We start from the raw sequence: 18,847 nt of genomic DNA, 5'->3' as shown, positions 1-18,847 counted from the left end.
GTGCGCACGGAACTTCAACTACGCTCAGCGCAATGAACGTTTAAATAAAACTAACGGGGCATGCCTGGGGGCATTGCTTCTTGGGGGATTGATGGATCTTTGGACTGCCTTTCAGGCATTGATACTTGGCGTAGTAGAAGGGCTGACAGAGTTTCTGCCCATTTCCAGTACCGGGCACCAAATCATTGTGGCCGACTTGCTCAACTTCGGTGGTGAACGGGCTATCGCGTTCAACATCATTATCCAGTTGGGTGCAATCCTGGCGGTAGTGTGGGAATTTCGTCGCAAGATTCTTGATGTGGTCACCGGTTTGCCGACGCAACCAAGTGCGCGTCGCTTCACCGCCAACCTGCTGATCGCCTTTATGCCGGCGGTGGTACTGGGGGTGATTTTCTCCGACCTGATTCACCATTACCTGTTCAACCCGATTACCGTCGCGACGGCGTTGGTGGTGGGCGGTGTGATTATGTTGTGGGCCGAGAAACGCCAACATCAGGTGCATGCCGAAACCGTCGACGAGATCACTTGGCAAGATGCACTGAAAGTCGGTTTCGCTCAGTGCCTGGCCATGATTCCAGGGACGTCGCGTTCCGGCTCGACCATCATTGGCGGGTTGCTGTTCGGCCTGTCGCGCAAGACCGCTACCGAGTTCTCGTTCTTCCTGGCGATGCCGACCATGGTCGCGGCGGCGGTGTATTCGGGTTTCAAATACCGTCACCTGTTCGTGCCGGCGGATTTCCCGGTATTTGCAGTGGGTTTCGTCACGGCGTTCATCTTCGCGATGATCGCGGTCCGTGGCTTGCTCAAGTTTATCGCCAGCCACAGCTACGCGGCGTTTGCCTGGTACCGCATCGTGTTCGGGCTGGTCATTCTGGCCACTTGGCAGTTTGGCTGGATTGACTGGTCCGCGGCCAAACCATGAGTGACGCCGGCAGGCGCCACGACCCCGGACGCAGTTCCGGGGGAGAGCGCATCCAGCATCTACGGTTGAAACTGCTGGTTTTCGCAGCACTGTGCGCGGTGCCGCTGTTTGGTTCAGTGTCGCTCTGGCTGCGTGGGGTGTCGTTGATTCCGTTCGCAGCGTACGGGATCGTCAGTGTGCTGGCGTTTTTTCTGTACTGGAGCGACAAGCGCAAGGCCCGCGCCGACGCCTGGCGCACGCCGGAAAACGTCTTGCACGCGGTCGAACTGGCCGGTGGCTGGCCCGGCGCCTTGCTGGCCCAGCAGGTGTTTCGGCACAAGACCCGCAAAGTCTCGTATCAACTGCTGTTCTGGCTGATTGTGTTGCTGCACCAGGTGTTCTGGATCGACCAGATGTTTCTCGGCGCCCACCTGTTGGCCTTGTTTTAAAGCAGCAGTCCCACCTGGGTGCGCTTGGGCAGTTTGCTCACCACCAATTGGTGGGACCGTTGCAACAAGCCTTGCAGTTCTTCGGCACCCAGCGGGTAGGGCGTTTGCATGATGATCCACTGGGCTCTCGCCAGATAGGGAGCCGGGTGGATGCCCGGTCGATCGCAATGGCCCAGGAACAGGTCCTTGTCGACTTTGAAAGCCAGGGAGTCGCCGCGCAGGTTCTGCAACGCGAACATTTTGTTCCCGGCAATCGAAAACACCCGCACACCGCCCCATTTATAGTCTTCCCGCGCACCCGGCAGCGCGAGACAGAATTGCGCGACATCCTCTTCGCTCATACGTCCAGCCTTCATATCAATCGGTCCCCACACGCATTGAATGTTTCGATCAAATGGTCGAGCCAGGCGCGAACCGCCGGCATCACCCCGCGCCGGTGAGGGTAGACCGCTTGCAGCCAGCCGCCAGGCAACGACCAATCGGGTAACAGTTGCACCAGCGAGCCATCTTCCAGCTCCGGCTCGCAATACATCATCGGCAACATCGTAAAACCCTGGCCGGCGAGGGTGCAGGCCTTGCGCACGATAAAGTCATCAATGCCCAGCCGCGCCTCCAGGCTGAGTTCGACACTTTTGCCCTGCTGATCCAGCAGGCGGATATGCACCATACGGTCGGCTTCCAGGGCGCCGAGCACGGGCAGGTTTTTCAGGTCTTCGGGGTGATTGATTTCACGCCCGTGCAAAAACGCCGGAGTGGCGACCATGGCCATTTGGGCCTGGCGCAGGCGTCGGGTCACCAGCAGCGGATCTTCATCGCCCAGTTCACGCACGCGCAAGGCGACATCGACGCCTTCGGTCACCAGGTCGACCCGGCGGTTGAGCAGCATGACTTCCAGTTGCACTTGCGGGTATTTCTCAAGAAATCGGGCGATGACCGTCGGCAACATCTCATGCGCCAGGCCGACGGGGCAGGACACCCGCAAGCGCCCGCGCGGTTCGCTGGACATGCTGGCCACCGCTTCATCGGCCATTTCCGCTTCCAGCAGCATCGCCTGACAGTGCCGCAGGTAACGTTCGCCTACGGCGGTGAGCTTGAGTTGCCGGGTGGTGCGTTGCAGCAGACGCGCGCCGAGGCGTTCCTCCAGCTCGGCGATACGCCGCGACAGACGCGACTTGGGAATGCCGAGCAAACGCCCGGCGGCCGCAAAACCGCCGGCTTCAACCACCTTGGCGAAATAGTAGAGATCATTGAGGTCTTGCATGACGGTGGTCCGATTGTTCTATCAGTGGGACGAACTATCGCATTGTTGCGGTCTAATCAGCTATTGGTTTCGTCTGTAGGATTCACTCCATCAGATCGCCTCGTGGCGGTCCTCACCTGGAGATCACACATGAAACTGTTGCATATCGATTCGAGCATTCTTGGTGACAACTCGGCTTCCCGTCTGCTGAGCAGCGAAGTCGTCAAAGCCTGGCAAACCGCAGAGCCGAACGCCGTGGTCACTTACCGCGACCTGGCCGCCGATGCCATCAGCCATTTCTCCGCCACGACGCTGGTCGCCGCCGGTACTACCGCTGAACTGCGCAACGCCGCCCAACAGCACGAAGCCGAGCTGAGCGCCACGACGCTGGCTGAATTCCTCGCCGCCGATGCCGTGGTGATTGCCGCACCGATGTACAACTTCACCATCCCGACCCAACTCAAGGCCTGGATCGATCGCATCGCCGTTGCCGGTCAGACCTTCCGTTACACCGAAGCCGGCCCTGAAGGCCTTTGCGGTGGCAAGAAAGTCGTGATCGTTTCGACTTCTGGTGGCCTGCATGCCGGTCAAGCCACTGGCGTTGCTCACGAAGAGTACTTGAAAGTGCTGTTCGGTTTCATCGGCATCACCGACATCGAGTTTGTCCGCGCCCATGGCCTGGCTTACGGTGACGAAGTCCGCACCAAAGCCATGAGCGACGCTCAAGCGCAAATCAGCGAGCAATTGTTCGCCGCTGCGTAAGGCTTGCGTAAAAACGTAAAACTGCTCAGGCAACACCCCAAAAAACTCTGTATTCTGGTCACGCAAGTGCCAGATACGGAGTTTTTTGTTTCTGGCCGTTTCAGGTTGTGGCCCAGGTTATGCAACAGGGGGTTAACGCTCCCGTTCTGCAACGACCTTGGTGGCCGCAATTGCTGGTACAAGGCCGCTGCCTCGGTGTTTCGAGGAGAACGGGCTTTCCGGTCAAGTAACAAAATGGTGGGGCATCCTCATGGTGCGTCTTTGTGCAACGTTACTGTTTTGCCTGCTCAGCAGCCTGAATTCAGTGCACGCCGCGCCTGCGCCGCATCCTCACTGGAGCGTCGGCTTCCATGAGATGAGTTTTCTCGACCCCCTTGATTTGCAGCCGATGCACGCCATCGCGTTCTATCCCTCCAGTGATCGTGAACACACCAGTAAAATTGAGGGTTACACGGTCGAGGCCGGTGAGGACATCCCGGTAGCTATCGGCCGTTTTCCGATGCTGATGCTGTCCCATGGCAACACCGGAACCCCGCTGGCCCTGCACGACCTCGCCACCTCACTGGCGCGCAAAGGTTTTGTGGTGGTGGCGGTAATTCATCCCGGCGACAACTCCAAAGACCACAGCCGCCTCGGTACGTTGAGCAACCTTTACGGCCGCCCCATCCAGATTTCCGAAGCCATTACTGCCACCCTGGGCGATCGCATGCTCGCGCCGTTCGTCAATGCCAATCAGGTCGGAGTCATCGGCTATTCGGCAGGCGGTGAGACGGCGTTGATCCTGTCCGGTGCCACGCCTGACCTGGATCGTCTGCGTCGGTATTGCGAGGAACGCCCGGACGATCGCGATGCTTGCAACACCAAGGGTGAATTGATTGTCGATCGTGACGACCTGCAACCCGTGGCCGACCCGCGTGTGCGCGCCTTGCTGTTGATGGCGCCGTTGAGTCTGAAATTCGGCCGTCACACCTTGGCCGATGTGCATGTGCCGGTGCTGCTGTACAGCGGCGACGGCGACAAACTGGTGGCCTTCGACAAGAACGCCGCTGCACTCGCGCGTAAGCTGCCGATTGCCCCGGATTTCAAATTGCTGGCGGGGGCAGGGCACTTCGTGTTCATGGCGCCGTGCAACGATGAACAGATCGCCACCATGCCGGGGCTGTGCACCGACGCTGATGGTGTCGACCGCGAAGGCATCCATCGCGACATGATTTCCGAGGCAGGGCGATTTTTCTCCCGCACACTGGGCATCGCCACTCGGGCAGGCCTGCAAACCGCGGATCAATAAAATATTGTGGGTGTCAGGCCATTGCGCGGCGCTTGAGTAGCAGAGTCAGCGCCAACCCGGTCACTGACATCAACGCCGCGCTAAAGAAAATCCACGTATACCCCAGGTTCAACGCCACCGCGCCCATCAGCGGGCCGGCGATGGCCAGTGCCAGATCAAAAAATACCGCATAAGCACTCAAACCCGCGCCGCGACTGGAATTGGGCACCTGCTTGATCGCCTCAACCCCCAGCGCCGGATAGACCAGCGACAAGCCAAAACCGGTCAGGCCCGCGCCGATCAGCGCATAACCGGTCGAAGGTGCCAGCCACAGCAGCACCAGGCCCACGGTTTCGACGCTCATGCAGGCAATGGCCGAGGTGAATCCGCCGAAACGTCTGATGCTGGAGATGAACAACAGTCGCGCCAAAATGAAGCAGACACCGAACACGGTGAGGCAATACGCGGCACCGGCCCAGCCACGGCTGATGTAATACAGGGTAATAAAGGTGGTTAGCGTGCCATAACCGATGGACGCGAGGCTCAGGCTTGCACCAAACGGTGCAATGCGCCCGAACACCGCCCAGAACGGCAGGCGCTCGCCGCGAATCACCGGCACCGATGGTTTGTGGCGGATCAGCAGCAGTGCGGCAAGCGCCAACAGTGACAGCGCGATCCCCAAACTGGCGAAACCATACTCGGCGACCATCACTACGCCCAGCGGCGCGCCAATGGCGATGGCGCCGTAAGACGCGATGCCGTTCCAGGAGATAGAACGCGCGGTGTGCTCCGCGCCAACTTGGCCCATGCACCAACTGATGGTGCCGACGCCGATCAGGCCCTGGGCTACCCCGAGCAGCAAGCGACCGGCGATCAGGATCAACAGACTCAGCAACGGCATGCTCTGCAGCAACGTCGACATCAGCGTCAACACGCCGCTCAGCACAATGCCCGATAACCCGTAGACAATCGCCCGCTTGGTGCCGATGCTGTCCGACATGCGCCCGGCCATGGGCCGGCTGAGCAGGGTGGCCAGGTACTGCGAGCCAATGGTCATCCCCGCGATGATCGCGCTGAAGCCCAGTTGTTCATGAACATAGCCCGGCAACACCGCAATCGGCAGGCCGATGCAGAGGAAGGCAATAAAGGTATAAAAAACGATGGAGACGATCTGCAGGGTGATCGCCAGGGAGCTTTGCGAGGGTTGTTGCTGCGCAGACATGTCGGCTCGTTCGCGGGCGGCGGTGGGAGAGCTGCATCATGGCTTGGGCTGCGAATAAAAGGAAGCAGGCTAACTATTTTGTCTGACTATTTTTGGTTGTCCTTTAGGGCCCCTTCGCGAGCAAGCCCGCTCCCACATTTGTTCGCATTCTTACAGGAAGAACTCGGTCAAATGTGGGAGCGGGCTTGCTCGCGAAGGTTTCAGCACCAGAAAAACGGTCGGCCATGAAATGCAAAAAGCCCCGTCACATGGACAGGGCTTTTCAGTTTCCGCAGGTGCTTAGAACACTACACCCTGACTACGCAGGTAATCATCATAAGTACCGCTGAAGTCGATCACGCCACTAGGGCTCAACTCGATGATGCGGGTGGCCAACGACGATACGAACTCACGGTCGTGGCTGACGAAGATCAGCGTGCCCGGGTAGTTTTCCAGCGCCAGGTTCAGCGCCTCGATCGATTCCATGTCCAAGTGGTTGGTCGGTTCGTCCATGATCAGCACGTTCGGCTTTTGCAGGATCAGCTTGCCGAACAGCATGCGACCTTGCTCACCACCGGAGATGACCTTGACCGACTTTAGGATCTCGTCGTTGGAGAACAGCATGCGACCGAGGGTGCCGCGAACGATTTGTTCGCCGCCTTGGGTCCATTGGCCCATCCAGTCGAACAGGTTGCAATCATCTTCGAAGTCGTGTGCGTGGTCCTGAGCGTAATAACCCAGCTCCGCGGCGTCGGTCCATTTCACGGTACCGGCATCCGGGGTCAGTTCGTTCACCAGGGTGCGCAGCAGGGTTGTTTTACCGATACCGTTCGGGCCGATAATCGCCACGCGCTCGCCAGCTTCAACCTGGAAGCTGAAGTCCTTGAACAGGGGCTTGCCGTCGAAGCCTTTGGCCATGCGCTCGACGATGACCGCCTGACGGTGCAGCTTCTTGGTTTGTTCGAAACGGATGAAAGGGCTCACGCGGCTCGAAGGCTTGACCTCGGCCAGTTGGATCTTGTCGATCGCCTTGGCGCGGGAAGTCGCTTGCTTGGCTTTCGAGGCGTTGGCCGAGAAGCGGCTGACGAACGATTGCAGCTCGGAAATCTGCGCTTTCTTTTTGGCGTTGTCCGACAGCAGTTGCTCGCGGGACTGGGTCGCCACGGTCATGTACTCGTCGTAGTTGCCCGGGAACAGACGCAGTTCGCCGTAATCCAGGTCAGCCATGTGGGTGCAGACGCTGTTCAGGAAGTGACGGTCGTGAGAGATGATGATCATCAGGCTGGAGCGCTGGGTCAGAATGTTTTCCAGCCAGCGGATGGTGTTGATGTCCAGGTGGTTGGTCGGTTCGTCGAGCAACAGCACTTCAGGATCGGAGAACAGCGCCTGCGCCAGCAATACGCGCAGTTTCCAGCCTGGGGAAACCTCGCTCATCGGACCAAAGTGTTGCTCGATGCCGATACCCAGGCCCAGCAACAGCTCACCGGCACGGGATTCGGCGGTGTAGCCGTCCATTTCGGCGAACTCGGTTTCCAGCTCGGCCACGGCCATGCCGTCTTCTTCGGTCATTTCCGGCAGCGAGTAGATGCGGTCGCGCTCGGCCTTGACCTTCCACAGCTCTTCGTGACCCATGATCACGGTATCGATCACGGTGAATTCTTCGTAGGCGAACTGGTCCTGGCGCAATTTACCCAGACGCACGTTCGGCTCGAGCATGACCTGGCCGCCGGACGGCTCGAGGTCGCCACCGAGGATTTTCATGAAAGTCGACTTGCCGCAACCGTTGGCGCCGATCAGACCGTAGCGGTTACCCGCGGCGAATTTGACCGAAACGTTTTCGAATAGCGGCTTGGCGCCGAACTGCATCGTGATGTTAGCTGTGGAGATCAATTACCTTACCTATCAATGGTTTAGAGCTGGTCGTTTTTGCCTGATACCGATTTGATACCAATCTGGAGCTTTTCCAGCTCCGCCCAGTCTGAGCTTGAGTTGAGCCAACGCGCATACGTCGACAGCAACATTTGGACGCTGTGGCCAAGTTGCTGAGCTATGAAGGCGGGGTTCATGTTGGACATTAAGCATATTGTCGCATAAGTATGACGGCAGTTGTACGGCGGCCGATAAGGGATCTCCAGCGCTTTCAGGGCCGGCCCCCATTGTTTATGAAGGTCTGAGGTCTGTCGGATGTACTCACTGTTCTTCGACGGCGGGAACACGTAGGGCAATTCCTTGATCTTGCCGACACCCTTTTTGCGGCGCTCAGCATACTGGCGGGCGAATTCCAGCGCGTGCAATGCCCGTTCATTGAGCAGCACAAAACGATCTTTTCCGGTTTTGGTGCGTTCTTCGACGACGCCAAGGGCGACGGTGCGACAAACGTGAACCTGGCGCTTGATCAGATCGACGGCATCCCAACGAAGCGCCGCGACTTCAGATAAGCGCATCCCGCTGAAGAACGCGAACTCGAAAAATGCCGCGTAGATACCGCTCGGCCAGTGTATCGCCTCGTAGAGGTGATCAATAATCCGATTCGCTTCTTCCAGTGTGAATGGATTGATTTCCTTCCTCTTCCGTTTCGGACGATCGATAGCCTTGGCGGGATTCTTCTTGATCAGCTCTTCATTCAGCGCCGATTCGAGGATGGTTGTAAGCCTAACCACCGCGTCGCGCCGAACACCTTGAGAGGTCCACTCAATTGACCCAATGACGCGGCGAAGCAACGAGGTAGTTATCATGTCGATTCGAATGAGGGCGAGCGCTGGCACCCAATACAGATTCAGCGCTCCTTTGTAGTTCTTCCGTGTGCCGGCGGTGATCACCCGACCGTCGAGCCAGGATTGGGCGTAATCGAGAAATGAAGGTACACCATCGAGCGACACCGTTGAGCCAGGGAACAACTCTGCATATTTTGCATCATCCAACAGCCCGAGTTTGATCAGGTTATCTACCTGATCGCGAAGCTGGGATGCAGCTTTAATGCCTTTTTGCGTCGTGGGGAAGGGGAGTGTTTCGCTTCTCCGGACACCGTTCCAGGTAAACCGAATCCGGAGAGAGTTGCGGAAGAGCTCCAATCCGTTGGGCAAATCCACTGACTTTCTTGCCATGCCTCATACCTCATTTTGCTATACATAATTCGGCCGCCGCACTTGTTCCAGACCCCTTCGGGGATCTGCTTTCGCGCTCGACGGGTTGATAACGCTCGGTGTGTGGTGCCCAGAATTATTGCCATTTGGGCTTCAGATACCTTATCCACGCCGAGTGGCGGGATTTGGTCAGTTTCATTTTTTTCAGGCATGGCATAACTCCATACCGCCTTATGGCGGCAGTAAGTGTGGGACGAGTTAGGTAGTGGTTTCTTTCGAGAAAGGATCAGGTGCCAGAAGGGTGTGCCGCCAATCTAGAGCAGCAAAATTGGCGCGACAGATCTCGCAGTCATGCCCAACGACTACGTCTTTGGAACTGTCATAAAGCCCTCCAAGGGAATCGCCTATCTGTGCATCGCAGCGTGCGCAATGGTGGTATCCAAAGCAAAAGGTCGTGATCTTGCTGTGCCCAACCAAGGTGCAGACCATTAATTTTTGTGTTTCGTCTTCAAGCCCTTCAATGCGCTTGAATATGTCGTCTTGAGTTATTTCAGACATGGGAAGACCTTGCCCGCCGTTTATTGGCAGGTCGTTAAAAATTTTTGAGATGGAAAGGCATGCTGCTGTATCGTATGCACCGCTCGCCCGGTTCCGGTTTACACGCGGGATGAAACGGGACAGTGCCGGGCGGGTGACTTCAGTTGAGTTTTCCGTTGATCCGTTCGCGCCAGGTTAGTCTCCGAGAAAGATGCTCGGTATTTTCGATCTCAATAACGGTGTACGCGCATTTGTCGAAGTCGTCTTCGCGCAGACTTTTGAGCCAGCTTGCTTCTTTTTTAGCCTCTTCAGCGATGGACGCTTCCAGTTCATGAATGCTGAAGCCGTTGCTGTAGACATGCCAGCCATGAATCACTGCAATGAATCGGCTCATAACCCGAACACCTCCCCACACAGAGTGGATGTCTCAATAGATGCAGGGGATGAGTCGGGGCCGAGCTTCGTCCCGCAGTCGCTGTCATCTGGGTCTTCAATCATGGAGTTCGGCAGACACGAAATTGCGCTGGCGCCGTTGTACGTAGATAGCCAGCACGTCACAGCATGGGTGTCATCGTGCACGACGGTAACGGTCGGGACGTTTGCCGAGGCTTGATAGCCAGTGAGGGCCAGCAGCAAGGTGAAAAGGATCTTTTTCATACAAAGCTCCAAACGAGTCCGATGATGCCCAAGATCGCTAAGACGGCTCTTATCCACAGAAGTGGTTTAGCCGCGTCTTCTAGTGTCTGATCAGGTGGTTCGTGTTTCACAGCAGGCGCTCCCATGTGTCACTGGTGGTTAAATTTTCTTGAGTGATTGGCAGCCGAGCTAGTATCTATCGATCCCCTCCAGATCGTCGGCGTTCTTCTCGTGGATCAGCAGGTAGGCTTTTCGCGTCACCCGCCGGCGATAGCGCCGGGATGACTGGCATTTCTTGGGCATGGCGATACCTTCATTGGATGATCAGAAAAGTTATTCCAGAAAGGGGCAAAGTTATTCTGTTTTAGCTACAGTTATGACTGAGAAAGCTCTATCCAATTGAAGCGCTGTGACTTGTGACCTACATTTCTAATGCATATTCCCACTAAACAAAGCCCGAGTTGCTCCTCTAGCTTGGGGGCATGCAGATGCGAAACCTGTAGTCATAACGGCAGAGGTGAATCTCATGGACGCCAGTAAATCAATACATGCTAAGGAAAAGTCGGGACCGAAAAAGCGGACGAAGTCCGCGCTTGATGACTCTCAATCGGAAGAGAAATGTGAAGCACCATTGGAGCCCGAATGGTTCGATGTGTTTGACGCTATGAGCCTGCTGAACTCTATGACCCGTAAGGTGCGTACTGGTCCTCCCGCCAAACCGCTTTCTAGATAAGTCTGGAGAGGTGATAGTGCTGTATTTAGATCGGGAGTTGCCCATCAGGCATCAATACCGGCATCGTGAGCTCATTATCAAACTCAATTGGAAATGGCCAAATGCAGGTATTCCGGAGAGTGCAGTCGTCCTCTGCGAAAGCGAAGTGCCGGGGGAGTCAGTAATTGCCCTTTATTTGAACGGCCCTTGGACTAGTTTTGATCAGGCAATGTCCGAGGTGATCTTGGCGGGTGAGTTGTGGGTCGACTGCCAATAGATTGCTGCTGTAGTAGCAACTCGGTAACAGTTTTTATGCCTTTTGCATAACTCGGCGGCCTGCTCAGCGCTGCACGGATTAGGTTCTGAACCAGCTTGGCAATGAAGGGCGGATCAGAGAGTGCGGCACCGGCAGACCTCACCATGTCCAAAGCGAAGTTCTGTCCCTCCAGAAACATGACTTGGTTGATAGGGCCACTGATATCGATGGCGCTTATGTCGAGCGGTGGCGCGATGTCGTCGAGAACAGAGGCCAATTGAGTCTCCGGGCAGGAAATGGGCACTGGTTCCCCTTGCGCGCGATCAAGCGCGTGCTGAGCGATGGGGCTCATGGAGTTTCCTTCTGAGAAACGCTCAGACCTACGGCGATTGGGCGGACCCAAATCGGCATGCTGTTGAGCATGAATGTCTCGCCGGCTGCTGCCAGCAATAGGGTGGTGCCCATTACATGGGCGATTGCTTCAGCGGCTGCCGGCGGTACTGCATTACCGATCCGCTCGCGCCAGGCTTGATCACTCAATCCGTCCAACTCGAACTGTTCTTCCGGCTCAACCAAGCTTTGTAACGCAGCCAATTCCAAGGTGGTGAAGGGGCGGTGCCAAGTGCCGTCGAGGCTTTCAATCACGCACGTCAGCCGCTCGTTGGCTTCGGGCAAACGCGGGTCTGCAACGGACCATCGCCCATTATCCTGGTGGGCGCTTGCGGATACAGCGCCGCATTGTTGATTCCACCCAATCACGCCGTAATGGCCACCGGAAAGGAACGCATCGCCTTTCACTCGCTTCAGGCCCGGACGCGGGTCTGCGATCGACAGAGCTCCGCTGGCGACCTGCTGTGAACCGGTGACAGTACCCGCAGTTTTCTCCCAAGGGCATACGTTCAGCTTTCGGCTGCTCGCGTTTGGATGCCAGTTGGTATAACGCGGATCTTGAACTGCATAGGCACCTTGACCCGTAGTACTACCAGCGATAACGGTTCGCGAAGCGCCATCCCATTTGGCGACATTGTATTTGGCGTGGTTGACGCCAGGATCACGCGGGTCGGCAACGCTAAACGTACCTTGCCCAGGAGACTTCACACCGATAATGGCGCCGCTGGTTTCGTCCCATCTTCGAACGCCGAACTGCTGGTATTGCAGGGCATCGGATTTTGCACGGGGATCTGCTATCGAGAACTTGCCATTTGTTGGGCCGCTCCGAGCGGCTACAGTACCGGCCGGCTCTTGCCAATCATGAACACCCAGAAACCCATCGCGAAACTTAGGCACAATCACCAAGTCTCGTAGGTAACCGTCTTCGATTACCAGATCATTCAGGCTGCGCCAGTCTTTGCCGGCGGTTACCAGGGCGAGGCGTACCCACGTTTTCCATTGCAGTGCCGGAACTCGGTGCATGGGGCCAGCAGCCTCGACATTACCTGCAAGCGGCATGCGGCCAAGGATCGAACCAACAGACTTGAGCGTCTTCTTTTCCGGTTCGTACAGGAATGGCGGCACCTTCTCGACGTGGCGGGCGACCAGCAAGAAGCGCTTGCGGCTCTGGGCCAGACCACCAATGACGCCGCAGTCGTGGGTAGTCTCGGCGACGGCGTAGCCGAAGTGAATGAGCAGCTTGTTGATCTGATCCAGCAGATGGCGCCCGCGAGTGGCGAGTCGTGGCACGTTCTCGAACACCAGCAGCGGGACAGCGTCGGCTTTCCATGCCTCGCCGAACAACCAGATACATCGCAGCGTCAATTCGTTCAGGGCCTGGTACTTTGGAGTCTGGCTCATCGTTTCGGACAACAATCCGGACGCGCCTTTGCATGGACTGGAAATAAATACCGCGTCAGGCCGCTGGTAATTTGCTGCTCGGCGGATGTCTTCGACGGTGGCTTCACGCCAACCTAGTGGCGGCTCTTTGCCGTGGAAACGAAAGTATTGATCTCGGGTGAACAGATCCAGCAGCGTTCCCTTTACGCCACTTAAACGCTCGAAATCGGCCAGTCCAGCTGGATCGACGTCGACGCCACCGATACACCGCCAATCGGCTTGAACGTTGCCAACAATTGGCTTGGCTTTGTTGAAGCCTTTGGCGCCGCCACCGAGGCCGCAGCAGAAATGGAAGTGATTGAGTATTCGCTTGAGCATCATGGTGCATTGTCCTGCAGAAGTGGAATGCCAACTGGCGTGCACGCCACTGCCCTCCGACGACGGACGCAGTGGCACGTTTAATGTTTGTGGGCTATTGAATTGAGTACTCGGGATCTCGCGTGACAGGAGTGCAAAAATGAATAGCAAGCCAACTAATCAGCAGGTTGCTGACGTACTGGGAATCACAACGGATGAGGTTCGAACTTTTGTCGTCCACATGAATGCGTTGGCGATACAGGGAGGCTGGGTTCTGACTTTTGCACTTGAAACTCCCGAGCACATTCTCAGTGGACTCAAACTCACCAAGACATTGTCGTGCACCATCGTGCTACCACAGGAAGAACGTCTATTTTGGCGGTCAAGCTTGAAAGGAGATTACTGATGTACAGCAGGCCCACATACAAAGAGATCGCTGAAGTTGCGGGACTTACTGAGGATGAGGTTGGAACCTATTTTGTTAGCTGTCTGCAGCGGCCAGACGGCACTTGGCTGATTTTTTTCGGCAGAGAAGCTTTGAAAGGTCTACGCGGCAAGCTTGGGAAACTGTCAGAGGACCTTACGCTGGCGATTCCAGCGAAACATTCAGAGCGATAGTTGAGGCGATTCAGGTCGCGTAGTAGTGCCGACAGATTCGTCGCGGTTTTGATTGTCGCGGATTGGCGTAACTGTATTCGGTGGGCTATTCCTAGATGACAAGTCTGTTATCGGGTCAAGGAGCAGTCTATGACAGCTGCCGAGCGATCAGAAATGAACCGCCTTATTGTTGCTTGGAATGTTGCGCACCACGCCGTTGATGAATACGTACAGACTAACTTTCCATTCAATTCCGATCAGGTTGTCGTGTTTTTTGAGCTAGAAAGTAAAGTGTATGAAGCTGCGCTAAAACTCAGCGAGTTCTGCATTGTTCCTCGTCTGTGATAGAGGTAGAAAGTTAGAAATTATCATGCTGAAAGTCGCTGCATTTGCATGCGCGCCCTGTCGGCCACCTCATCCACCATGCGACTCAACTCCAAATTGAATTGCACAAGCTCTTTGTGCAGATTCTCCAAGTAGGTTTCATCGCGATAAATCGTCTGAATGTAGAGCTGGCAGTCATCGTCCTGACGTGGATCGAACGACAAAAAATCCCACCATTTCCGGCCGGTGACGAACATGCAGCCTTGCACCTGAGGCATGTGCTCTTCTGGCATGCCGCCAAGCCATGTTGTGATGTGAATTGCTTCGCTGTAGGGACACTTGCTCTCAACCCCTCCATCAGCATCTACGAGGCCGTCAGGGGAGCAGCCAAGCCAATCGTATTTTGGATGTGCGATGAAGCCGCTGGCGTTGACAATGTTCCCCGTAAGCATCTCGTAGGCCTCATGGGAAAAAGGCTCTTGCTCAGTTCCCCAGCGCATTGAAGCGCTTTTGACCTGGTGTTTTGGTTTTTGAGACAGCCGCTCAAAACACAACTCAAGCATGTATGTGGTGCGCGCTTTTTGTGGTTCGCGCTTGCCGTGTTTATCCGGCTTACCCCATGCCATGACATCCTTGAATCGGCTGGCTGTTACCCGACCGACCCGGTCGGCGTTCCATTGCTCAGTGCCCTGCAATCTGCTGTTCACTCGGCCACCTCAACACCGCTAGAATTCGAGTGGGGAATGTCGGTGAATTCAGCATCTACCGTCGCGGCGACTTCCTTCAGTTGCTCGTGCGCTTCCTTGCCAACCCTGGCGCGCATGGTGGGAGTCAACGCCCTCCAAGCCACGGCATAGGCTTCGATGTCTTGTCCTTTTGCGATCTCCAGCAGTTGAGCCAGAGCTTGATCAGCATCGGGTGATGGCTTGGCAGCCCGGATGTTGGAATAGTCGCGAGAGGCCTTCGGTTGACTGGACTGTGAAGGCTGCGAATCGGTCGAATCAGGATTTATTTCGCGTGCCTCTCCGCTGTAGAAATTCGGATCGAATTCATCCGGTGTGTAGCATCCGAGGATCACATCAGGGCAATGTAGGCGAGCCCACTTTTTAGTCGCAAGATAGGCGATCTGTTGTTTCGGGTCTTCTGCCCAAAGTGTGGAGTTCCGCGTTCGTGCCTGGAGGAGAAGGGTTTCGAGCTCACGAGGTTTACTTTCGCCTCTGAACGTTGCCCATACACGAATACCCAAACCTTTCTCATCCTCGATCGACCAGTTCGGATAGCGGTACTCCTTGGTCGAGCCGTCTTCGTTCTTCTTTTTATCGCTCTTGTAGACGCGGAAGTTGCCCAGGATTTTTGGCCAGTCTCCAAACCACTCATAATTCAAGCGGTCTTCGGTTGGGGCGCGTGAAGTGATCACCGCGTTGATCAGTTGCGCCTCGTAGCTGAGCTGGCCACCGTTGACGATGTATGTCTTTTGGGCGACGGCGAAGGGGTTCATCTGCCACTGCATTGACTGAATGATAATCGCCATGCAGTCCGCGGAATTGCCTCGAAAGTGTGCCGGTAGAGATGTTTTGCCGTTGGCCATCAGATCCGCGAGATCCGTCATAGCTTTCATGCTGACGGGATCAAGGATCAATGACGCGGCATTGCGCGATGGTTCGGTGAATGCCTGCACGGCTGTCGATTGCTGTTCGGTGTTTTTCATGGAGTAAGTCCCTGACGCCAATCAAGTGACCGGCATATACGGATGAAGGTCAGGCGAATAGGCGTCGGATCAAAGCTTCAGCTTCGTCGTTACTCAGGTCGAAGCTGACGGCGACCACGTCGACGATTTCGGTCATTGTGATACCGAAGTCGGTCGTGGTCGTGGTCGTGCATGGCTGAGCTTCAGGTAATTCGAGAGCGACTGGCGCGACGTACTCAATAGGGGCAGGGTCAAGAACAGCTGTCGCAGGCGCAGCAGCCTGAGCACGCAGGCGGGCCAACTCGTCCTGGTCGCGCTGATTTTGAGCAGCTTGATCATCCAGCTTCTTCTGCTGGGCTTTCAATTCGTCGCGCTGACGATCCAGTTCGTCCTGGTCACGCTTTGCTTGAATGCGTCGTTGCTCGGCGGCTTCATCGTCCAGGCGCTGCTGTCGTTGACGCAGTTCTTCGAGATCTGCTGCATCTTTCTTCGCTTTTGCATCAGCCGCTTCGCGGGTCACAGCAAGGGTGTGCAGAGTCTCCAGTGATCCAATCGCAGTATCGCGTGCGATTGTCGCTTCACCTTCGAATTCACCATACTCGTCAGGATCAATCACCGAGGCTTTCACGCTTTCCAGAATCGTCGCGATGTCTTCTGACGAGCGAGCAGCATATGCGCTGGCAACCCCACGGAAGCGAGAGAGCTTGGTCTGGATATTCTCTATGCGAACCCGCTCAAGCTCTTCTTTCCGCGCCTTTTCTTCCTTATCGGCTTTTTCCTTGGCCTTGATTTTCTCGTCTATGGGCTCCTCTAGCGCAAGAACCTTTGTCTTCAAATCTTCGCCGAATTGCTTTACTTCCGTGACCCTCGCTTGAGCTGCCTTCACTGCTTCCTGGTATGGCACCAGCACGGATTTTTCGGCATTCTGGATGGCGTACCGGACTTCCCGAATTTCCGCCCGAGCTGACTTCGCATCACCCAAACCTCTCGGGGTCGCGCAGTCAAATACCACATCTTTGAAACGGATCTGGAGATCCTGCATGGCCTTGGCTAGCGGTTTGTATTCCGCGATTTCGGTTGCGGTGCTGACGCCTTCAACTGGTTGTACTTCTTCGCCGACGACAGTGGCAGCTTGTTGATTTTTTGGCATGAGTAAACTCCGCGCCATCCGTAACGAGGCGCTGTTGAATGGGAAATGGATTATTGGGTAATCAGGCCGCCGATTGCCGGGGCGAAAAAAATGATGCCTATGAACAGCAGACCGGTGATGGTTGAAGCAACTCGAATGGCAGTTCGGCGGCTACGCTGACCTTTGGTCATGACGTACCTCCAACCGCTTACGTCCGCCTTGCATGGTTACCGCCAAGCGAATTGGAATGTTCATCACGAGCGTTTCCCGAGGCAATCCCAGCGATTCATTAAGAGGGACGCGGGATGGCGACAGGTGATCCGAAATCAGCTGATCAACCATTTCGTCAATCAGCCTTTTTACTGGCGAAGTACTCATAACGGTTTTCCATACTGGATGGCTGCTAGCCGGCCAGCCGTATCTCGTTGGTGAAGTGCCACACGCCGAGCTTCCTCTGCGTTGTAAGCACGCTCAGTCAGTTCAAGCGACTCGCGCTGATCAATAAATCCATGAGCAAGGTTTGCCTGGATCATGCCGACGCATGTGTTCGATTCTGGAAAGGACGATTGACCGATCCACTCGATTTGCTGCTCGATCATTCGTATTGAAAGGTCATGACCCCGGATCATTCGGCTTCTCCTTCAATCCGTAAAACTCCCCTATCTTGTCGACGGCGGCACTGATGCGCTTTGCACTTGCCTTCCGCTCGGCCAGCTGGCGCTCTGCACGTTCTTCCAATGCCTCCGAACGCATCTGCTCTGCGGCTTCGTAGTCGTGGAACTCTTCGGGTTGCGCTTTCTTCTCGCGCCCCCAAGCGTCGTAGCGCCTGTCCCACTCTCGGGCTTGTGCGCTGTCTGCATAGCTGGTTGGCATAGACTCTCCCCAAACTGGCCGGAATTAGCCCAAAGCCCCTTGCTGATAGCGAGTTGCACAGGGCGAGTTCTTGCAGAATGTCAGGAGCTGATACTGCGTCTCGCGCTTGCCGGTGTGTCTGCTGTAGGCACGTCGCGAGATCTTTGTGACTGTCATTTGGGCTGGGTCCGACCAGTTTTTGCACTGCGGGCACTGGACGCGGTCAGGTTTTGCGTTTTCCATAATTGGTTCCTTACTTGTCAGCGTCGATACAGAAGTACACATGCACGTACTCTTCGCCAATTGCTTCGAGGAAATCGTCGCGGCTGATGTGCTCCAGCACCTCGGCGGCCTCGAAATTTTCGAGCACCGTTTGAACATCCACGTCCGCTGTAACGCGCATATCTGCCGAAGTCCCGGAGATGGTTGAAACGTTGACTGTGTCAGCGTCGAAAGTTATTTCCGTAGTGCCCATGAGATGCTCCATTGACTAGATTTGAGAAGCCGAATGCATAGGTCGCCACCCTGACCGGAAGAGACACTTCCGCAAGGTTCATCCAGCAAGGTGACGACGTATGAAGGCGGTTGAGGTTGGGTGCCAGGTCACACCCAAACGAATGTTTCCCACAAGGAGCCGTGAAATCCCTTGCGAGAACGGAGATTCGTTTGGATGCCCTGAGCTGCCGGTGATAGTTCATCGCGCTCTTGCCGGCTTACGCGTTACGGTCATCCAGACGGCCCGCCGTGAGCGGGTTGGAGATGCTTTCGCATCGGTGAACTCTGAGGCGATGGCGGCGAGCCATCCAACAATCGTTGTGCGTCAGAGCTCACCGATGCGCTCTCGATTGAGAGGATCGGGCAGTTAAAGTCAGGCTGACGTGGCACTGGTTGACGAGCTATTGCTTTTGGTGTCCGCCAGCCTGAATGCGCTGGTAGATTTCCTCGCGGTGCACCTGGACGTCTTTCGGTGCCGCGATACCTATCCTGACTTGCTGGCCTTGCACGCCCAACACCGTGACCAGGACGTCGTGGCCGATGTTGATGGTTTCGCCTGTTTTTCGGGTGAGTATCAGCATGTTCCATTTCC

At 56.0% G+C, this 18,847-nt stretch carries 23 protein-coding genes; 7 read left to right on the top strand and 16 right to left on the bottom strand.

Going from position 1 to position 18,847, the window contains the following annotated elements:
• Positions 1 to 91 precede the first annotated feature (91 nt).
• Both EAH78_RS18500 and EAH78_RS18495 read left to right on the top strand, forming a co-directional pair.
• Entirely contained in the window at positions 92 to 922 is an 831-nt protein-coding gene (locus tag EAH78_RS18500) for an undecaprenyl-diphosphate phosphatase (protein WP_140668791.1), read from the top strand.
• On the top strand, positions 919 to 1,350 hold the full coding sequence (locus EAH78_RS18495) for a DUF1294 domain-containing protein (protein ID WP_140668790.1): 432 nt from the start codon (positions 919 to 921) through the stop codon (positions 1,348 to 1,350). Before EAH78_RS18500 ends, EAH78_RS18495 begins: the two co-directional genes overlap by 4 nt.
• On the opposite strand, the gene EAH78_RS18490 is transcribed toward EAH78_RS18495, so the two are convergent.
• Complete coding sequence (locus EAH78_RS18490; RefSeq protein WP_046033107.1) at positions 1,347 to 1,706, bottom strand: MmcQ/YjbR family DNA-binding protein; 360 nt, start codon at positions 1,704 to 1,706, stop codon at positions 1,347 to 1,349. The genes EAH78_RS18495 and EAH78_RS18490 overlap by 4 nt on opposite strands.
• On the bottom strand, positions 1,703 to 2,611 hold the full coding sequence (locus EAH78_RS18485; protein ID WP_140668789.1) for a LysR substrate-binding domain-containing protein: 909 nt from the start codon (positions 2,609 to 2,611) through the stop codon (positions 1,703 to 1,705). Before EAH78_RS18485 ends, EAH78_RS18490 begins: the two co-directional genes overlap by 4 nt.
• A 129-nt stretch (positions 2,612 to 2,740) precedes the next feature.
• Here EAH78_RS18485 and EAH78_RS18480 point away from each other — a divergent pair, with 129 nt between their 5' ends.
• Positions 2,741 to 3,352 carry an FMN-dependent NADH-azoreductase gene (locus tag EAH78_RS18480; protein WP_007949372.1) on the top strand — a complete coding sequence of 204 codons (612 nt, stop codon included), beginning with the start codon at positions 2,741 to 2,743 and terminating at the stop codon, positions 3,350 to 3,352.
• A 250-nt stretch (positions 3,353 to 3,602) separates the two neighbouring features.
• Complete coding sequence (locus tag EAH78_RS18475; RefSeq protein WP_140668788.1) at positions 3,603 to 4,640, top strand: alpha/beta hydrolase family protein; 1,038 nt, start codon at positions 3,603 to 3,605, stop codon at positions 4,638 to 4,640.
• Positions 4,641 to 4,653: 13 nt separating this feature from the next.
• On the opposite strand, the gene EAH78_RS18470 is transcribed toward EAH78_RS18475, so the two are convergent.
• The 6 genes from EAH78_RS18470 to EAH78_RS18445 form a co-directional block, all read right to left on the bottom strand.
• Positions 4,654 to 5,841: an MFS transporter gene (locus tag EAH78_RS18470; protein WP_140668787.1), complete on the bottom strand. Its 1,188-nt coding sequence runs from the start codon at positions 5,839 to 5,841 to the stop codon at positions 4,654 to 4,656.
• Between the two features lie 279 nt (positions 5,842 to 6,120).
• Complete coding sequence (locus EAH78_RS18465; protein ID WP_140668786.1) at positions 6,121 to 7,710, bottom strand: ABC-F family ATPase; 1,590 nt, start codon at positions 7,708 to 7,710, stop codon at positions 6,121 to 6,123.
• Positions 7,711 to 7,730: 20 nt separating this feature from the next.
• On the bottom strand, positions 7,731 to 8,924 hold the full coding sequence (locus EAH78_RS18460) for a tyrosine-type recombinase/integrase (RefSeq protein WP_140668785.1): 1,194 nt from the start codon (positions 8,922 to 8,924) through the stop codon (positions 7,731 to 7,733).
• A gap of 237 nt (positions 8,925 to 9,161) precedes the next feature.
• Positions 9,162 to 9,461, bottom strand: a complete 300-nt coding sequence (locus EAH78_RS18455) for a hypothetical protein (RefSeq protein WP_140668784.1) — start codon at positions 9,459 to 9,461, stop codon at positions 9,162 to 9,164.
• 139 nt (positions 9,462 to 9,600) lie between these two features.
• Positions 9,601 to 9,834 carry a hypothetical protein gene (locus tag EAH78_RS18450; protein WP_140668783.1) on the bottom strand — a complete coding sequence of 78 codons (234 nt, stop codon included), beginning with the start codon at positions 9,832 to 9,834 and terminating at the stop codon, positions 9,601 to 9,603.
• On the bottom strand, positions 9,831 to 10,097 hold the full coding sequence (locus EAH78_RS18445; protein ID WP_140668782.1) for a hypothetical protein: 267 nt from the start codon (positions 10,095 to 10,097) through the stop codon (positions 9,831 to 9,833). The genes EAH78_RS18450 and EAH78_RS18445 overlap by 4 nt, the downstream gene beginning before the upstream one ends.
• Before the next feature lie 505 nt (positions 10,098 to 10,602).
• Between EAH78_RS18445 and EAH78_RS18440 the strand changes: the two genes are divergently transcribed.
• On the top strand, positions 10,603 to 10,809 hold the full coding sequence (locus tag EAH78_RS18440; protein ID WP_140668781.1) for a hypothetical protein: 207 nt from the start codon (positions 10,603 to 10,605) through the stop codon (positions 10,807 to 10,809).
• A gap of 191 nt (positions 10,810 to 11,000) precedes the next feature.
• Here the strand turns inward: EAH78_RS18440 and EAH78_RS18435 are convergent, their stop codons facing one another.
• Both EAH78_RS18435 and EAH78_RS18430 read right to left on the bottom strand, forming a co-directional pair.
• A complete protein-coding gene (locus tag EAH78_RS18435; protein WP_140668780.1) occupies positions 11,001 to 11,396 on the bottom strand; it encodes a hypothetical protein in 396 nt (131 codons plus the stop codon).
• On the bottom strand, positions 11,393 to 13,192 hold the full coding sequence (locus EAH78_RS18430; RefSeq protein WP_140668865.1) for a DNA cytosine methyltransferase: 1,800 nt from the start codon (positions 13,190 to 13,192) through the stop codon (positions 11,393 to 11,395). Before EAH78_RS18430 ends, EAH78_RS18435 begins: the two co-directional genes overlap by 4 nt.
• A 139-nt stretch (positions 13,193 to 13,331) precedes the next feature.
• On the opposite strand from EAH78_RS18430, the gene EAH78_RS18425 reads away from it, so the two are divergent.
• Together EAH78_RS18425 and EAH78_RS18420 are read left to right on the top strand one after the other, a co-directional pair.
• A complete protein-coding gene (locus tag EAH78_RS18425) occupies positions 13,332 to 13,577 on the top strand; it encodes a hypothetical protein (RefSeq protein ID WP_140668779.1) in 246 nt (81 codons plus the stop codon).
• 341 nt (positions 13,578 to 13,918) lie between these two features.
• The gene (locus tag EAH78_RS18420) at positions 13,919 to 14,113 is read left to right on the top strand and encodes a hypothetical protein (protein WP_140668778.1); all 195 of its coding nucleotides are present in this window, start codon (positions 13,919 to 13,921) and stop codon (positions 14,111 to 14,113) included.
• A gap of 23 nt (positions 14,114 to 14,136) precedes the next feature.
• On the opposite strand, the gene EAH78_RS18415 is transcribed toward EAH78_RS18420, so the two are convergent.
• From EAH78_RS18415 to csrA, 6 genes are all read right to left on the bottom strand, one after another.
• Positions 14,137 to 14,799: a lambda exonuclease family protein gene (locus tag EAH78_RS18415; RefSeq protein WP_140668777.1), complete on the bottom strand. Its 663-nt coding sequence runs from the start codon at positions 14,797 to 14,799 to the stop codon at positions 14,137 to 14,139.
• Positions 14,796 to 15,800, bottom strand: a complete 1,005-nt coding sequence (locus EAH78_RS33040; RefSeq protein WP_140668776.1) for a RecT family recombinase — start codon at positions 15,798 to 15,800, stop codon at positions 14,796 to 14,798. The genes EAH78_RS18415 and EAH78_RS33040 overlap by 4 nt, the downstream gene beginning before the upstream one ends.
• A 49-nt stretch (positions 15,801 to 15,849) precedes the next feature.
• Complete coding sequence (locus tag EAH78_RS18405) at positions 15,850 to 16,929, bottom strand: hypothetical protein (protein WP_240051896.1); 1,080 nt, start codon at positions 16,927 to 16,929, stop codon at positions 15,850 to 15,852.
• A 591-nt stretch (positions 16,930 to 17,520) separates the two neighbouring features.
• A complete protein-coding gene (locus EAH78_RS18395; RefSeq protein WP_140668774.1) occupies positions 17,521 to 17,781 on the bottom strand; it encodes a hypothetical protein in 261 nt (86 codons plus the stop codon).
• Between the two features lie 232 nt (positions 17,782 to 18,013).
• Entirely contained in the window at positions 18,014 to 18,235 is a 222-nt protein-coding gene (locus EAH78_RS18390) for a hypothetical protein (protein ID WP_140668773.1), read from the bottom strand.
• Positions 18,236 to 18,656: 421 nt separating this feature from the next.
• A complete protein-coding gene (gene csrA, locus EAH78_RS18385) occupies positions 18,657 to 18,836 on the bottom strand; it encodes a carbon storage regulator CsrA (RefSeq protein WP_140668772.1) in 180 nt (59 codons plus the stop codon).
• Positions 18,837 to 18,847 lie beyond the last annotated feature (11 nt).

The organism is Pseudomonas arsenicoxydans (assembly GCF_006438915.1).
GTDB classification, from domain to species: domain Bacteria; phylum Pseudomonadota; class Gammaproteobacteria; order Pseudomonadales; family Pseudomonadaceae; genus Aquipseudomonas; species Aquipseudomonas arsenicoxydans_A.
The sequence above is the reverse complement of the archived record's forward strand: the minus strand, read 5'-3'. Positions and strand labels throughout refer to the sequence as shown.

What these genes read in the sequence shown, in the direction of transcription:
- EAH78_RS18500 (WP_140668791.1), top strand. Translation starts at nt 92, where the DNA reads ATGGATCTTTGGACTGCCTTTCAGGCATTGATACTTGGCGTAGTAGAA.
- EAH78_RS18495 (WP_140668790.1), top strand. Translation starts at nt 919, where the DNA reads ATGAGTGACGCCGGCAGGCGCCACGACCCCGGACGCAGTTCCGGGGGA.
- EAH78_RS18490 (WP_046033107.1), bottom strand. Translation starts at nt 1,706, where the DNA reads ATGAAGGCTGGACGTATGAGCGAAGAGGATGTCGCGCAATTCTGTCTC.
- EAH78_RS18485 (WP_140668789.1), bottom strand. Translation starts at nt 2,611, where the DNA reads ATGCAAGACCTCAATGATCTCTACTATTTCGCCAAGGTGGTTGAAGCC.
- EAH78_RS18480 (WP_007949372.1), top strand. Translation starts at nt 2,741, where the DNA reads ATGAAACTGTTGCATATCGATTCGAGCATTCTTGGTGACAACTCGGCT.
- EAH78_RS18475 (WP_140668788.1), top strand. Translation starts at nt 3,603, where the DNA reads ATGGTGCGTCTTTGTGCAACGTTACTGTTTTGCCTGCTCAGCAGCCTG.
- EAH78_RS18470 (WP_140668787.1), bottom strand. Translation starts at nt 5,841, where the DNA reads ATGTCTGCGCAGCAACAACCCTCGCAAAGCTCCCTGGCGATCACCCTG.
- EAH78_RS18460 (WP_140668785.1), bottom strand. Translation starts at nt 8,924, where the DNA reads ATGGCAAGAAAGTCAGTGGATTTGCCCAACGGATTGGAGCTCTTCCGC.
- EAH78_RS18455 (WP_140668784.1), bottom strand. Translation starts at nt 9,461, where the DNA reads ATGTCTGAAATAACTCAAGACGACATATTCAAGCGCATTGAAGGGCTT.
- EAH78_RS18450 (WP_140668783.1), bottom strand. Translation starts at nt 9,834, where the DNA reads ATGAGCCGATTCATTGCAGTGATTCATGGCTGGCATGTCTACAGCAAC.
- EAH78_RS18445 (WP_140668782.1), bottom strand. Translation starts at nt 10,097, where the DNA reads ATGAAAAAGATCCTTTTCACCTTGCTGCTGGCCCTCACTGGCTATCAA.
- EAH78_RS18440 (WP_140668781.1), top strand. Translation starts at nt 10,603, where the DNA reads ATGGACGCCAGTAAATCAATACATGCTAAGGAAAAGTCGGGACCGAAA.
- EAH78_RS18435 (WP_140668780.1), bottom strand. Translation starts at nt 11,396, where the DNA reads ATGAGCCCCATCGCTCAGCACGCGCTTGATCGCGCGCAAGGGGAACCA.
- EAH78_RS18430 (WP_140668865.1), bottom strand. Translation starts at nt 13,192, where the DNA reads ATGCTCAAGCGAATACTCAATCACTTCCATTTCTGCTGCGGCCTCGGT.
- EAH78_RS18425 (WP_140668779.1), top strand. Translation starts at nt 13,332, where the DNA reads ATGAATAGCAAGCCAACTAATCAGCAGGTTGCTGACGTACTGGGAATC.
- EAH78_RS18420 (WP_140668778.1), top strand. Translation starts at nt 13,919, where the DNA reads ATGACAGCTGCCGAGCGATCAGAAATGAACCGCCTTATTGTTGCTTGG.
- EAH78_RS33040 (WP_140668776.1), bottom strand. Translation starts at nt 15,800, where the DNA reads ATGAAAAACACCGAACAGCAATCGACAGCCGTGCAGGCATTCACCGAA.
- EAH78_RS18405 (WP_240051896.1), bottom strand. Translation starts at nt 16,929, where the DNA reads ATGCCAAAAAATCAACAAGCTGCCACTGTCGTCGGCGAAGAAGTACAA.
- EAH78_RS18395 (WP_140668774.1), bottom strand. Translation starts at nt 17,781, where the DNA reads ATGCCAACCAGCTATGCAGACAGCGCACAAGCCCGAGAGTGGGACAGG.
- EAH78_RS18390 (WP_140668773.1), bottom strand. Translation starts at nt 18,235, where the DNA reads ATGGGCACTACGGAAATAACTTTCGACGCTGACACAGTCAACGTTTCA.
- csrA (WP_140668772.1), bottom strand. Translation starts at nt 18,836, where the DNA reads ATGCTGATACTCACCCGAAAAACAGGCGAAACCATCAACATCGGCCAC.